This is a genomic window from Paenibacillus sp. Y280 (assembly GCF_056786335.1).
Map to the genome: position 1 here is coordinate 45,377 of NZ_JBXCIW010000001.1, position 14,183 is coordinate 59,559.

The following is a 14,183-nucleotide window of genomic DNA, read 5'->3' on the forward strand; positions in this document are numbered from 1 at the left end:
ATGCCTCAATTTCCGAATGGTTAAAACATAGCAACCGAAAAACCGCCCTGCACTTCTTTTCAGAAGGAGAGGGCGGTTTTTTTGTCCCCTAGCTATACCGTTATAAAAGACACAGCAGTTATTAACCGTTACGCTTTTGGAAATCAACCATAAATTGCTGAAGCGCCTGGCAGCTCTCCAAAGGCACGGCATTATAAGTTGAAGCTCTAAGTCCGCCAACATCACGGTGGCCCTTCAAGCCTACAAAGCCTTCCTTTTCCGACTCCTTAACGAACAGGCTCTCAAGCTCTTCGTTCTGAATACGGAAGGTAATATTCATAAGCGAACGGCTTTGCGGCTGCGCACAGCCAATGTAGAAGCCGCTGCTTTGATCGATTGTATCATAGATCAGATTCGTTTTATCACGGTTGTATTGCTCGAGCTGAGCAACGCCGCCTTTGTCTTTAATCCACTGAAGAACTAATTTCACCATGTACACCGAGAAAGACGGCGGCGTATTGTAAAGCGAGCCTGTCTTCGCATGCGTGCTGTAGCGGAACATGGATGGAATCGTTTTTGAGCCATTCTCAACAAGATCTTTACGGATGATGACAACAGTAACGCCCGATGGCCCTAGATTTTTCTGAGCGCCGGCATAAATGACGCCAAACTTGCTCACATCAATCGGTCTGCTCAAAATATCGCTGGACATATCCGCGATAAGCGGCACGTCACCTGTATCCGGGAACTCCTGGAACTGCGTTCCGCCGATCGTTTCATTCGAAGTGAGGTGAACATAAGAAGCATGGCTTGGTACCTGAATTTCCGACAATGTCGGCATGCGCATAAATTTGTCTGCTTCTGTCGACGCCGCAATGACGGTTTCACCGACAAGCTTCGCTTCCTTAAGCGCTTTGTCAGCCCATGCCCCTGTCATCACATAAGCCCCTGGCTTGCCAGGCTGCAATAGGTTAAGGGGAAGCAACGCAAATTGCGTACTAGCGCCGCCCTGCAGCAAAAGCACGTCATAATTTTCGGGAACACCGAACAATTCGCGAAGCAACGCTTGCGAGTCATTGTTCACTGCTTCATACAGCTTGCTGCGGTGAGACATTTCCATGATGGACATCCCTGCACCTTGATAATCAACAAATTGCTCCTGCGCTTGCTTCAGTACCTCGAGAGGTATTGCGGCTGGTCCTGCATTAAAATTAAATGCTCGTGTCATCTTCGGATACCCACCTCTGTTTCTTTATATATGATATGGCTATGATAGCAATTTTGAAGGTTCGCATCAAGTGCATTCCGCATATTAAAACAATAAAAAGTCGAACGTATGTCGAATTACTGACAATAAACATTCGGTTTTCGTTCACGATTTCTTAATAATACGTAAAAAAACGGGCCCTAGAAGGACCCGTTTCTTTTATTTCTTAAACCCAGGATTAGCAGTCGTAGTATAGGCTGAACTCATGCGGATGAATGCGGATTGCAACAGCTTTAGCTTCTTGACGTTTGATTGCTACGTAGTTCTCGATAAATTCTGGCGTGAATACGCCGCCTTCTGTCAAGAACTCGGAATCAGCTTCAAGAGCGTTAAGCGCTTCGTCAAGCGTTCCAGGAACGCTGCGAATTTCTTTTTTCTCTTCTTCCGGCAATTCGTAGATGTTTTTGTCGAAAGGACCGTAGCCAAGAGCTACTGGATCAAGCTTGCGCTTGATGCCGTCCAAACCAGCAAGCAGCATAGCTGCAAATGCAAGGTAAGGGTTAGCTGTGTTGTCAGGTGTACGGAATTCGATACGACAGCCTTTAGGCGTTACAGCTGCAATCGGAATACGGATCGCTGCAGAACGGTTGCCTTTGGAGAATACAAGGTTAACCGGCGCTTCGTAACCAGGCACAAGACGTTTGAACGAGTTCGTGCTTGGGTTAGTGATTGCGATCAATGCAGGCGCATGGTAGAGAACGCCTCCGATGTAGTGCATAGCCAATTCGCTAAGGTTTGCATATGCGCCTTTATCGTAGAACAAAGGAGCATCGCCGTCGAAGATAGAAGTATGAACGTGCATACCGCTTCCGTTGTCACCGAATAGCGGCTTCGGCATGAAAGTAGCCGTTTTGCCGTATTGGCGAGCTGTATTGTGAATGATATATTTGAATTTCATAAGGTTGTCAGCTGTTTTAGTAAGCGTGTCGAAACGGAAGTTAATTTCGGCTTGACCAGCTGTTGCAACTTCATGGTGATGACGTTCTACGCGAAGACCCGATTCTTGCAAAAGGCGAACCATTTCGCTGCGGATATCTTGTTGGGAGTCAACTGGAGCTACTGGAACGTAGCCGCCTTTAACTGGAATTTTGGAACCAAGGTTGCCGCCTTCTTCTTTACGGTTCGTGTTCCAGCCAGCTTCTTCGGATTCAACTACATAAGAAGAAGAATTCATTGTGCTTTCATAGCGAACTTCGTCGAAGATGAAGAATTCAGGCTCAGGCGCGAAAAATGCTGTCGTACCGATGCCTGTAGTTTGAAGATACTCTTCAGCCTTCTGAGCGATGCTGCGCGGATCGCGGTCATAGCGCTCGCCCTCAGGTGTATGGATATTACACATAATGTTTAGTGTTGGGTGATCAGTGAAAGGATCGATAAATACGGATTCTGTATCCGGGATCATAACCATATCGGAATTCTCAATACCACGGAAACCGTGAATGGAAGAACCGTCGAATGCTACCCCATTTACGAAAGTATCCGCGTCAACCTCAGCTGCTGGCAGTGTAATGTGGTGTGCATGACCTAGAAGATCCACGAAGCGGAAATCTACAAACTGAATGCTGTTTTCTTTAATATTGTCCAAAACATTTTGAACTGACATTAATAATTTCCTCCATTTCCGAACATTAGCGTAGTGTTGAACAGGTATTGTTCAATTATTGCTCCAAATCCATGTCGTTATTATAAAACTAGCCTTCAATCTCCGTCAATAGCTATGTAAGGTATTTTTTGTGGCTATGTTAGCTATACTTACAAGTTTGAACAGTTGTTCACAATTCCTCCTTAATAAACAATGAAAAAACCGCGCAGCCCTTGAATACAGTAGGCTTAACGGCTTTTCGCATATGTAAGCGTTTTATGGCCTGCAAGCATGAAAAAGGCAATGCCGTCATGGAACGGCAACGCCTTTTCGATAGCTAGATTAGATTTTCCATTCCCGGAACGCCTCTGCAGGCGCCTTAGGCGTATCGAACTGCTTGCCAACAATCGGAGCCAGCTGTTCTAGGTCCTTCAACAGATTCGCGAATTGATCCGGGAATAACGATTGTACGCCATCGCCTGTCATCGAGTTGTCTGGATCGGTATGCATTTCAACGATCAACCCGTTCGCGCCTGCCGCTACCGATGCTTTGGACATTGGCTCTACCAATTCGCGGCGGCCTGTACCGTGGCTTGGATCTGATATAACCGGCAGATGGCTGAGAGATTGCAGCACTGGAATAGCTGACAAATCAAGCGTGTTGCGCGTGTAAGTCTCGAACGTTCGGATTCCGCGCTCGCAGAGCATAACGTTTGGATTTCCGCCTGCCAAAATGTATTCAGCAGCATTCAAAAACTCGTCATAGGTTGAGCTGAACCCGCGCTTCAGCAGCACTGGCGTTTGAATTGTGCCCAGCTTGCGAAGCAAATCAAAGTTTTGCATGTTGCGCGTACCCACTTGAAGAATATCGGCGTATTCAGCGCAAACATCAACATACTCCGGCGTCATAACTTCAGTAATTGTTAGAAGACCATGCTTTTTGCCTGCATCCGCCATCATCACTAGACCTTCAACGCCTACGCCTTGGAAGCTGTAAGGCCCTGTACGCGGCTTGAAGGCGCCCCCTCTAAGTACTTGACCGCCAGCAGCCTTGACGAGGCGCGCGATCTCATCGATTTGCTCAGGCGTTTCAACCGCGCACGGTCCGCCCATAATAACGAGGTTGCTTCCGCCGATCTTTACGCCTTTAATATCAATAACCGTATCGTCCGGATGGAAGTCACGGCTTGCAAGCTTGTAGGATTTTGAAATTTTAATTACGTTCTCTACACCTTTCATTTGACGCAAATGCTCCGCTAGCGTTGGCTCGGCTTTCCCGATAATTCCGATGACCGTACGGTCCGTTCCTCTAGATACATGAGCCTGCACACCCGCTCTTTCGATATGGGCAACGATTTCTGAAATACGCTCTTCTGCAATGTTTGCATTTGTAATCACGATCATAGGGACCACTCCTCAAAGGTTTTGTAAAGCAAGCAACACAACGGTCAAAAGCATTCGCTTCGTTCTATGATGCAAAACTTAGTTCGTAAACATCTGCTTGGATTTTCATTCGCACATCAACGCTTATACGCTTTATAGCTTATACGCTTTATAGCTTTTATGCTTCGTAGCTTCTACGCTTTTAATCGCTAAAGTTAATATACAAGAGAAGGCGGCTCCCGTCAACCCATCTCTTTCGAAAAAAATGAGGAAAACGAATTTCCCATGCCTAAAATCTCACGGGAAGTTCATTTTTCCTCATCTTTTAATCTGTTATTTATTCGGATTTCTCAGCTGTTGACGTGGCGGAAGCCGTAGTTGTAGACTTGACGCGCAGGTTTGGAAGCAGCTTATTCATGTTGACCGTACGACGAATCTCCCACGTATCCGGATTGTTGTGATCATATTGCTCCAAATAGGTAATAACCTCTTTGGTCAACGGCGTAGGTGTAGAAGCGCCGGATGTAACCGCAACTCGGTCAACCCCTTTAAGCCATTCCTGCTCGATCTCAGATACGTCGGATACCCGATAAGCTTTGACACCGGCAATTTCCTCGGAAACCTGAGCAAGTCTGTTGGAGTTGTTGCTTCTCGGATCTCCAACGACGATACATAGCTGCGCTTCGCCTGCTTGCCCTGCAACTGCCTCTTGGCGCACCTGCGTAGCCAAGCAGATTTCGTTATGAACCTCTGCCGTAGGGTAGCGCTCGACAAGACGGCTAATAATATGGCGAATATCCCATTGCGACATCGTCGTTTGGTTCGTTATAATAATGCGACCTTCCGGTACTTTAAGAAAATCGATCTCCTCTTCACGCTCGATAAGGTGAACCTGCTCCGGCGCAACGCCAATCGCACCCTCCGGCTCGGGATGGCCATTCTTGCCAATATAAATAATATGATAGCCCTCAGCCGATTTCGCACGAATTAAATCATGTGTTCTCGTCACGTCCGGACATGTCGCATCAACGACGGACAGACCTTTGTCGCGAGCGCGCTGGCGAACCTCTGGAGAGACGCCATGAGCGGTGAAAATAACGGTGCCCTGCTCGATTTGATCCAAAATTTCGAGACGGTTAGCCCCATCCAGCGTAATAACGCCTTCCTGCTCGAACGCCTCGGTAACATGCGCATTATGGACGATCATGCCTAATATATATATAGGCCGCGGCAGCTCCAAATTTTTGGCCGTCTGCAAAGCCAGCACCATCGCATCGACGACGCCATAGCAATAGCCACGCGGTGATATTCTAACGATTTCCATTCCTTGCACCTGCTTTCTGACCGGATATGCGTCATAATCATAATTCCTATTTTTCATCCGTTGCTACTATTATAGACGAATGAGACGTGTCAGAAAAGGCTATAGGCAGCCAGATCGTAAACTTCGTTCCGCCGCCCTCTCTGGTCGTTACTTCTACAGAGCCTTGATGCTCGTCAATAATCCATTTTGCAATCGATAAGCCAAGCCCTGTTCCGACCGTAACACCCCTTGATTCATCCGCTCGATAGAATCGATCGAAGATGTGGGGAATTTCCTCAGGATTCATCCCTATGCCTGTATCTTGGACAATAAACCCGATTTGCTGGTCATTCCGTATCGCGCTAAGCAGAATGGTCCCCTCCGGTGTGTATTTGAACGCATTCTCGATGAAAATAAACAACAGCTGCTGCAAATAATTATGATTCGCATTAACGCGTACGCCGTTTAATGCGGACAGATCGCCCACTCTCCATTCAGCGGAACGCGGAAGCAGCTGCGCTCTCCGCACAACCTCCTCCGTAGGCGGCAGCAGAACGAGCGGCGTCTTCTCCATCGTATACCCTGCATCAGCTCTAGCTAGCGCCAGCAGATCATTAACGAGCGTGCTCATCCGTATTGCCTCAGCTGATATATCGCTCATTGCTTCCTTGGAAAGCTCCCAACGATCGGAATCAAGCGGCAGCCAGTCTCCCGTATCAGCATCACGGTTCGTCTCCTTCACCTTCGCCCACATCCGCTCGAGCAGCTCAATATTGCCGCGTATCGTCGTAAGCGGCGTTCGCAGCTCATGCGACGCATCCGATACGAATCTGCGCTGTGCCTTATATGCCTCATCAAGCTCATTATATGCCATCTCGAGGCGTGCGAGCATCACGTTCAGCGTGCTTACGAGCCTTCCGATCTCATCATTCGGGCCTAACGCTGGTATTCGGACGCTTAGATCGGAGCCGTTTTCAATTTGCTCCGTCGCTCGAATGACACGTTCTATCGGTCGCAGCGCTTGGCGAGCAATGAATAAACCTACTGTAAAGGCGATAAATACTACGACTAATGAAGAAAAGATCAGAATCGTGCGAAGACCGCCCAGAAACTTTTCCTCGTTATATGAGAATACGCCCACCTGAACCAATCCTACTATATCTTTATCCAAATAAAAGGGTCGTTGATAGGTGAGCATTGCATATCTGTTATTGTTGATTTCGACATGCGTTTTAACGAAACGCTCCTTTGGCTTCGTTTTTGCCTCAGGATAAGGAATGACAAATTCATAGGGAAAATTGTTGGATTGCTTAATTGCGCCTTCCTTATAGTTAACTAATTGGATGTACATATCTTTTTTATCTATACGAAACTGCGGACCTACAATCAAATCAAGAGTCTGGTCTAAAAAGTTAGTCGCGCCGATGATTTCAATTTTGCTGTCTTGAACTCTAATCTGCTGCTTGATTTCCGCATAGGTGTTCCAGTTTACAAAGAAATAAATGCAAATGCCGATTACGATCATCGATACCGCAAGCAAACCTGAAATCCATAGCGTCAGCCGGAGCCTGATGGACATATGCTTAACCTGCCTCTCCGCGAAGGACATAGCCGGTGCCGCGAACCGTCTGGATGAGTCGGTTTCTGCCTCCGTCCTCTACCTTCTGGCGCAGCATCGCGATGTACACCTCCAGCACATTCGATTCTCCGCTGAAGTCATAGCCCCATATTTTCTCCATAATCGCATCGCGCGTGAGCACGCGGCGCGGGTTCTGCATGAACAGCAGCAGCAAGTCGTATTCCTTGGATGTGAGCTCAATCCGGCGTCCAGAGCGTACCGCTTCCCTGGCATCCATATCCAAAATTAGATCCTCATAGAGCAGTTGATTGCTAGATTGCTCGATCTTATCGGATTTGCGGCGCAATAAAGCGCGGGCTCTGGCCAAAAGCTCCTCAAGCGCAAATGGCTTGACCAAATAGTCATCAGCGCCAAGATCAAGACCCTTCACTCGATCGATCACGTCATCCTTCGCCGTAAGCATCATAATCGGCACCGTGCTTCCGCTCTCGCGCACGCGTCGGCAAACCTCCCAGCCATCAACCTGCGGCATCATCACATCAAGAATAAGCAAATCCGGCTCCGTCTTAAGCAGCACCTTCAGCCCATCCATGCCATTAGCTGCCGTCGTAACCTCATAGCCTTCAAACGCAAGACTTCTGCGGAGCAAAGAAATAATTTTATCATCGTCATCTACAACTACAATATGCTGTCTCATCTGCTTGTTCCCCCTCTATTTGCAGCAAAAAGCACAGAGCATGCTGACTCTCTGCGCTTTTTGTTTCTGTCCATGGCTTAATCTTTATTGAGCGCCAAACGTATTTTTATCGCCAATCACAACTTGAAGATCCATTTTGCTGCCTTTGCGAACGATATTCAGCTCGATTTTGTCGCCGACTTTCTGCTTTTGGATCGCTGCAATAAGAGCCTGCGTATTCGAATAGGACTTGCCGTTAATGCCTACAATTACGTCAAACTGCTGCAGCTCTGCCAAATAAGCAGGAGAATTGTAGTATACATTGCGAACGATAGAGCCTTGGACTTTGTCCATGCCAAGCTGTTTGGCTATGTCGGCAGTTACATCCTGAAGCTCAGCTCCGATGTAAGGAACAGCCGGTTTAGGAATTTCTTTATTGTTTTTTAAATTTTCCAGCACTTCCTGAATGGTGCTTGTCGGAATCGCAAAGCCGATGCCTTGCGCTTGCGAGCTTACTGCCGTATTGATGCCCACTACCTCGCCGTTTACATTCAGAAGCGGACCGCCTGAGTTGCCGGGGTTGATGGAAGCATCCGTTTGCAGCAAATGCTTATATTTGCGCTCGCCCTGCGCATCTTGAATATCGATCGGACGCTCTTTTGCGCTCAGTACGCCTACCGTTACCGTATGGTCAAAGCCATAAGGATTACCGATCGCTACTACCCAGTCGCCAATATTGATATGGTCAGAGTTGCCTAGCGGAAGCGTTGGAAACGCTTTGCCGCCCGTAACCTTAAGCACCGCCAAGTCCAAATCATAACTGGATCCGAGCAGCTCAGCCGTGAACGGCTTATCATAGCCTTGAACGATGACCTTAATTTGATCCGATTCGCCAACCACATGCTGATTGGTCAGTATATAGCCGGTTGAATCGAAGAAAAATCCGGTTCCAATGCCTGATTGCTGCATTTGGCCGTCTTCATTTTGCTGCCCTGACTCAGGCTCTGTCGTACCTGGATAGTCATCGCCAAAAAATTGGCGGAAAAATGAATCGTCCAGCATGCTGCCGCTGTTGCTCCGTTTTGCTGGATTTACGAACGTTTCGATTTTTACGACAGCCGGGCTCGCCGTTTCAAACAATTGCGCGATGTTATCCGGTCTTGCGGCTACTGTTGCAGCGCCGCCGTTGCTGTTAGCACCAGCAGCAGCCGAGGAGCCCGAGCCGCTCGATTGAGCCGTTGATGCCAAAGCCGGCTCTTTCGTGAACCAGTTGTTAATATCCGATGTATACATTAAAGCCCCGACTAGAATAACGCCTGAAAGAAACGAGGCGAATACGGCTTTAAAGGAGGTGCGGCGCGGCTCCCGAACTTGCCAAGGTCCTTTGGAGGACTGAGGCGAAGGCGTAAAAGAACGAATTTGCGATTGCTGCGGCGCTCTTGGCGTTGATTGCTCAGGCTCCGCTAACGGCTCAAGCTGACGGTCAGTTTGCTTAGCATATGCGGATTCAGAGGCTGAACTGTCTGTATTTCCATATGGCTGATCTTGAATCAGCTTAGGCTTGTCAGCTTCGAAGCTTGAACGGGGCTCGCTGTTATCTTCCTGAGAATTTGCTTTAAACGGTCCATATGAATAGTAATAAGAGGGCTTAGCCGCTTGCTCCTGCGTCTCTCTCGAGATTTCGGGCTCAGCGTTTACCGCGCTATCGTCACTGCCTGCTGCGCCTTGCTCTCCATCGCTTTTGCGAAAAAAATCGTCAAAACCCTTTTTGTTGTTTTGATCGTCCATGTCCGTTCTCCTCCTTGAATCTTTATTCCATCATGCCCCAAAGCTTCATCGTTTGGATACATGTTCATTTGATATAGATCTATCATGCACATTCTACCTTAAAACAAACTTAAAAGGAATTTAAACAGAAATAAAAAAAACGCTCCAAAATGATTTTGGGAACGTTTTTTTTGTTGTACGTCGATTCAAATCATCAGCTTGGAAAAAGCTGCTCAACCTCATGGATCGTTTGCTTGGCACGGTCTATCCAATGCGATTCCACATCGGCATCGGGATTGGACGGCGATTGGAACTGATCAAACAGCGCACCTACTACGCGTACGGAAGCTTCAGGATCATTTCCTTCCCGGTACAGATGCTTAAGCACATAAGGAGTACCCAGCTTTATTGTCGCATCATTATCTTCTTCTACACTATCGATATTGCCGACCACTACCTCAAAAGGGATTCGAAGCCATACTTTATGGTCTTCATCAAGCGAGCGGTCAAAGGACCCGCCATCGTATTCCCAGTTGCCGCCAAGCGTGAATTGCTGCTTCTCCAGCAGATGCTTCGTCTCAATAAAATGCTGCTCCCGCGACTCTAGCACGGATGAAATGGGGATCATGAGGCTGCTCCTTTTCACTAGCTTTTTTCTATATTTGCTAGTAGGTAGTATACCCGGCCCTTAGTTCCTTTATGTGCGATTAGCCCAGCCTTTGCGATGAGCAAGAACCGCAAGCTGCGTCCGATCATCAAGCTCGCATTTCATTAGCAAGTTGCTGACATGCGTTTTTACCGTTTTTACGCTAATGTGCAGCTCTTCTGCAATCTCTTTGTTGGATTGGCCATCGGCAATAAGCAGCAGCACCTCTTTCTCCCGCTCCGTCAAGCCCTCATCGCCAGATTGAGCCGTCCGCTGCCGCAAGCCTCTCGTCAAGGCTTGGGATACATCGGCGGTCATGACCGGCATGCCCTTGAAAGCTCCGCTTATCGCATAAATAAGCTCCTCTGCCGAGACCGTCTTAAGCACATAACTTACCGCTCCTGCTTCAATCGCCCCGTAAACCTTGTCATCCTCAAGGAAGCTGGTCAGCATTACGATTTTCATTTCCGGAAATTTAGAAATAATGGCTCTTGTCGCTTCGATCCCGTCCATGCCCGGCATCATAAGATCCATTAATATAATTTGAGGCCGCTTCTCTTCCGTGCTTCCCGTCAGCAAGTCAATTGCAGCCTGTCCGTTGCTCGCTTCTGCAATAACATGAAATTTCGGCTCCAGCATCAAATACGTACGAAGGCCCGTTCTCACCATATCGTGGTCATCCACAATCATAATTTTTATAAGCTCAGATCCGCTCATGATTCCTGCTCTCCCCGCAACATTTTAGGTATCGTAACCTTTACTCTCGTACCGCCTCCGGGCTTGCTCCAAATCTCCGCTGCACCGCCAAGCTTTTGCGCCCGCTCCTGCATCGTCGATAGCCCATAGGAGCCTCTTTTCACTTCATCCGCCTTGAATCCTACCCCGTCATCCTGCAAAATCATAACAACCTGCCGTTCGTTATCCGCAAGTGTAAGCGTGCAGCCTGTTGCTCCGGCATGCTTCACAATATTAGCCATCGCTTCCTGGGCGATAAGAAACAATTGATGCTCCTTCGCCTCGGACAAATGCTCCTTCAGCCGCCATTCCAGCTCGCCCTGCAAATTATTTTGCCTGCAATAATCCGGGAACCATTTATCAAGCGCTTCATATAAGGTACGTCCCTCAAGCTCCATCGGCCGCAGCTGCGCGATAAAGTTGCGCATTTGCTTTTGAGCTGAATTAGACATATTAACAAGCTGCTCCAGCACCGAATCGGCGCGCTCCCGATCCACCTGCTGCAGCTTCGGCAGCGAAGAGGCGCACATATGAATCGCAAACAGCTGCTGGCTTACCGTATCATGCAAATCACGAGCCATCCGCTTGCGCTCTTCAAGAACCGCCGCTTCATTTGAAGCCGATTCAGTCATCACATACTCTTCTCCGCGCATTTGCAGCCATTTCATCTTCTCTTCCATTTGCTCAGCAAGCTCATTGAATTCACGGTACACTTCAATGAAGGAGTTATGTCCGCCTTCCGTTATGCGCACGCCAAAGTTGCCGTTGGAGGCTTGCTTCAACGACAAATGAAGCGTATCGATTCGTCGTCCGATGCGCTGTGCGGCCCAATAGCCGAAGGCTGCGCTCACAAGCAGGAAGACGGCCGCTGCACCAAGGCGCGCTTCCGTCTTTCCCGTTTCATCCACTAAGCCAATCCAAGTCACCGCTCCAAGCACCAGCGATACGACAGCTGCAATGACGAACATTCCGATGAGCTCCCACTTTCCGCTCCTCAAAAACCGAACCATCATAACAGGCTACCCCACCTTCGTGACGCGGACATCGCCGATAAATGTGCTGACGATCAGCTTTATTTTTTTGTCTGACTCTTTGTAGGAAGGCGATTGGATGTTGATGTTCGTAAACAAGCCGCCTTCTTTCTGACCCAAAATCTTCACGTCGCCGATAAAGGCGCTTGATACGACCTGCACGCCTACCTCATAGTCGTTCGGCACGTAAACCTTCACATCGCCTATAAAGGAAGAGATATGAATTTTCGTTTCGCCATTTGATACTTGGGCCTTCGTTAAATCAAGCACCGTATCGCCAATGAAATGCGAGATGTTAAGCGGCTTTAAATCCCAATAATCATGGCCGATGTGAATGTCGCCGATAAATCCGGAACGAGTCTGTACATTCGAGTCGCCGTGATTCCACCACTCCACATGCTCTTTATGATTTCGTTTCCACTCCTGCGCATTCCTTTTGAGCTCCGATTTATGATGATGCTTCCATTCCTTGTACTCCTTCTTGCTTGTGGAATAGCTTTCAAATGGAATGTCGCCAGAATCCGCTTGCTTCTCTTCCTGAGCATGAATATCATGCGTGTCAAGGTGCGTCTTCGTTGGATCTGGATGCAGAGGCGGCGCCGGAGGCACAGATGCTTGATCCTGATAGGGCCGATACGATTTCCAGTCATCCTCTGGCGGCTCATTTCGTTTTGACTTTGGTTTCCATATTAAATTGATGCCGACTAAAATGACTACAACTGGCCAAATATAAGGAACGATGTCGCCAATCGACCAAGAGAACCATTCCAGATTGCGTCCCAAAAATATAAATCCAATCAGCAGCACCAAAGCTCCCCACCAGCTTGATCCGGAACCATGCGCCCGGCTGGATAGCAAGCCCCTAATGCCGACTATAATGAGAATAACTGGCCAATAGGTAGAAAATAAATCACCAAAATCAAAGGTCACATGACCCGTTTGCCTGAGCAAAAACAATACGCCAATTACAATAATGACTAATCCGGTAAATAACCGGTTTGCGAAATTTCCGTTCAACAGTACCAGCTCCTTACGATTCCATCGTCGTTTGATATTTCTAGTATAACGGACAGCATCCAATAGAAAAAGGGACGGCCGATTGAAATCGCTATCCGTCTCTAGACCGAGCTTTTGTTGATTCTATCCAGTTTAAACCTGACATGCGTTATGAAACATCACGTACAGCGTTGACATTGCTCACTTCTACTAATGATAATGAAGAACGGTTAGGATGATAGAGATATCAAACATGACTATAAGGAACGGGAAATGAAGCAATTGACGTTATCGAACTGTCAAAAGGACTGGATATGATCTGGGTCGTTTTGACAGCAGCCATGATTTTGCTCATGGAGGGCGGATACGCAAAAAGAAAAGAGGAACCACATGGGTTCCTCTTTTCTTCCTCGTTATTGCATAGCAAAAAATATTACTTCTCAGCTTTTTGTTGAGCTGTGTTGTTTGCCGCTTGTTTGCCAGCAGCATTGTTTTGGTTTAACTCTTCAGCGAACTCTGCATTGTATTGATTATTTTGGGCTTTGTTGTTTTTGTTTTTAGCCATTGTAGTCACCTCCCCGTTTCATTGATAGTATGGCATTTCGGCTCCTTATTATACGGGGTTTTACGATTCCAAATACGTCTGCGGTATTGGTTTTCCGGCTTCGATCGCCAGGTTGATTTTGTTCAGCCAAGCCTGTGAAAGCTTGCCTGTTCCTCTCCGCAGCACCTCTACGTGTACCGTTCGCTTGCCCCATTGCTCGTATACCTGCTTGATCGTTTCAAAATATAAGTCGATGCGCTTTCCCTTTATGGCCGAGCCTGTATCAGCCACCACGCCATAGCCATAACCGGGAATATAGAGCAAGGTTCCGATTGGAAAAAGCCTCGTATCAGCCGCTATTGTAGACACTTGATCCCTACGCACCTTTACGCCCGAATACGTAATGCCATATTGCGGATGTCCTGGACGTTTGCCCGTTGATTCGACACCAGCTGTATAACCAGTGGCCACAACTTCGACCGTGTTCGGTTTCATCTTCTTTGATGGGCTGGCTGCAGCAGCTTGCTGTGGCGATGACGCCTCAGCCGAAGCTGAGCATCTAGCTGTATTTAAACCGATTACGATAACTGACAGAAACAGCAATAAGGTTAATCCTTTTTTCATATAAAAAAAGCTTGTTACCATCTGGGCTACTTCCTCCTCAGAAGAATAATGCCCCGATGGCACAAGCTTTA

Annotated in this window: 13 protein-coding genes; all 13 read right to left on the reverse strand. The window is 47.7% G+C overall.

Annotated elements, in window-relative coordinates; translation table 11 throughout:
- Positions 1 to 121 precede the first annotated feature (121 nt).
- The 13 genes from serC to AC1TPC_RS00265 all read right to left on the reverse strand — a co-directional run bounded on the left by serC (position 122) and on the right by AC1TPC_RS00265 (position 14,133).
- Positions 122 to 1,207, reverse strand: coding sequence for a 3-phosphoserine/phosphohydroxythreonine transaminase (gene serC, locus AC1TPC_RS00205; RefSeq protein ID WP_482064870.1), 1,086 nt, complete (start codon positions 1,205 to 1,207; stop codon positions 122 to 124).
- A gap of 217 nt (positions 1,208 to 1,424) precedes the next feature.
- Entirely contained in the window at positions 1,425 to 2,849 is a 1,425-nt protein-coding gene (gene glnA, locus AC1TPC_RS00210) for a type I glutamate--ammonia ligase (protein WP_482064871.1), read from the reverse strand.
- 321 nt (positions 2,850 to 3,170) lie between these two features.
- Positions 3,171 to 4,232 carry a 3-deoxy-7-phosphoheptulonate synthase gene (gene aroF / locus AC1TPC_RS00215; protein WP_482064872.1) on the reverse strand — a complete coding sequence of 354 codons (1,062 nt, stop codon included), beginning with the start codon at positions 4,230 to 4,232 and terminating at the stop codon, positions 3,171 to 3,173.
- Positions 4,233 to 4,548: 316 nt separating this feature from the next.
- Positions 4,549 to 5,535 (reverse strand): 4-hydroxy-3-methylbut-2-enyl diphosphate reductase, encoded by a 987-nt coding sequence (locus AC1TPC_RS00220; RefSeq protein WP_482064873.1) that lies wholly within the window; start codon positions 5,533 to 5,535, stop codon positions 4,549 to 4,551.
- 46 nt (positions 5,536 to 5,581) lie between these two features.
- Complete coding sequence (locus AC1TPC_RS00225) at positions 5,582 to 7,093, reverse strand: sensor histidine kinase (protein ID WP_482064874.1); 1,512 nt, start codon at positions 7,091 to 7,093, stop codon at positions 5,582 to 5,584.
- Positions 7,094 to 7,097: 4 nt separating this feature from the next.
- Positions 7,098 to 7,790, reverse strand: a complete 693-nt coding sequence (locus AC1TPC_RS00230; RefSeq protein WP_482064875.1) for a response regulator transcription factor — start codon at positions 7,788 to 7,790, stop codon at positions 7,098 to 7,100.
- 84 nt (positions 7,791 to 7,874) lie between these two features.
- Complete coding sequence (locus AC1TPC_RS00235) at positions 7,875 to 9,557, reverse strand: S1C family serine protease (protein ID WP_482064876.1); 1,683 nt, start codon at positions 9,555 to 9,557, stop codon at positions 7,875 to 7,877.
- Between the two features lie 193 nt (positions 9,558 to 9,750).
- The gene (locus AC1TPC_RS00240) at positions 9,751 to 10,164 is read right to left on the reverse strand and encodes a YugN family protein (protein ID WP_482064877.1); all 414 of its coding nucleotides are present in this window, start codon (positions 10,162 to 10,164) and stop codon (positions 9,751 to 9,753) included.
- A 69-nt stretch (positions 10,165 to 10,233) separates the two neighbouring features.
- The gene (locus AC1TPC_RS00245; RefSeq protein WP_482064878.1) at positions 10,234 to 10,899 is read right to left on the reverse strand and encodes a response regulator; all 666 of its coding nucleotides are present in this window, start codon (positions 10,897 to 10,899) and stop codon (positions 10,234 to 10,236) included.
- On the reverse strand, positions 10,896 to 11,930 hold the full coding sequence (locus AC1TPC_RS00250; RefSeq protein WP_482064879.1) for a sensor histidine kinase: 1,035 nt from the start codon (positions 11,928 to 11,930) through the stop codon (positions 10,896 to 10,898). The genes AC1TPC_RS00245 and AC1TPC_RS00250 overlap by 4 nt, the downstream gene beginning before the upstream one ends.
- Positions 11,931 to 11,936: 6 nt before the next feature.
- Positions 11,937 to 12,965 (reverse strand): cell wall-active antibiotics response protein LiaF, encoded by a 1,029-nt coding sequence (liaF, locus tag AC1TPC_RS00255; RefSeq protein WP_482064880.1) that lies wholly within the window; start codon positions 12,963 to 12,965, stop codon positions 11,937 to 11,939.
- 412 nt (positions 12,966 to 13,377) lie between these two features.
- On the reverse strand, positions 13,378 to 13,509 hold the full coding sequence (locus AC1TPC_RS00260; protein WP_482064881.1) for a hypothetical protein: 132 nt from the start codon (positions 13,507 to 13,509) through the stop codon (positions 13,378 to 13,380).
- A gap of 60 nt (positions 13,510 to 13,569) precedes the next feature.
- Positions 13,570 to 14,133, reverse strand: coding sequence for a 3D domain-containing protein (locus AC1TPC_RS00265; protein WP_482064882.1), 564 nt, complete (start codon positions 14,131 to 14,133; stop codon positions 13,570 to 13,572).
- Positions 14,134 to 14,183: the final 50 nt, after the last annotated feature.

What these genes read in the sequence shown, in the direction of transcription:
- AC1TPC_RS00245 (WP_482064878.1), bottom strand. Translation starts at nt 10,899, where the DNA reads ATGAGCGGATCTGAGCTTATAAAAATTATGATTGTGGATGACCACGAT.
- glnA (WP_482064871.1), bottom strand. Translation starts at nt 2,849, where the DNA reads ATGTCAGTTCAAAATGTTTTGGACAATATTAAAGAAAACAGCATTCAG.
- AC1TPC_RS00230 (WP_482064875.1), bottom strand. Translation starts at nt 7,790, where the DNA reads ATGAGACAGCATATTGTAGTTGTAGATGACGATGATAAAATTATTTCT.
- AC1TPC_RS00265 (WP_482064882.1), bottom strand. Translation starts at nt 14,133, where the DNA reads ATGGTAACAAGCTTTTTTTATATGAAAAAAGGATTAACCTTATTGCTG.
- AC1TPC_RS00240 (WP_482064877.1), bottom strand. Translation starts at nt 10,164, where the DNA reads ATGATCCCCATTTCATCCGTGCTAGAGTCGCGGGAGCAGCATTTTATT.
- AC1TPC_RS00225 (WP_482064874.1), bottom strand. Translation starts at nt 7,093, where the DNA reads ATGTCCATCAGGCTCCGGCTGACGCTATGGATTTCAGGTTTGCTTGCG.
- serC (WP_482064870.1), bottom strand. Translation starts at nt 1,207, where the DNA reads ATGACACGAGCATTTAATTTTAATGCAGGACCAGCCGCAATACCTCTC.
- AC1TPC_RS00220 (WP_482064873.1), bottom strand. Translation starts at nt 5,535, where the DNA reads ATGGAAATCGTTAGAATATCACCGCGTGGCTATTGCTATGGCGTCGTC.
- AC1TPC_RS00250 (WP_482064879.1), bottom strand. Translation starts at nt 11,930, where the DNA reads ATGATGGTTCGGTTTTTGAGGAGCGGAAAGTGGGAGCTCATCGGAATG.
- AC1TPC_RS00260 (WP_482064881.1), bottom strand. Translation starts at nt 13,509, where the DNA reads ATGGCTAAAAACAAAAACAACAAAGCCCAAAATAATCAATACAATGCA.
- aroF (WP_482064872.1), bottom strand. Translation starts at nt 4,232, where the DNA reads ATGATCGTGATTACAAATGCAAACATTGCAGAAGAGCGTATTTCAGAA.
- AC1TPC_RS00235 (WP_482064876.1), bottom strand. Translation starts at nt 9,557, where the DNA reads ATGGACGATCAAAACAACAAAAAGGGTTTTGACGATTTTTTTCGCAAA.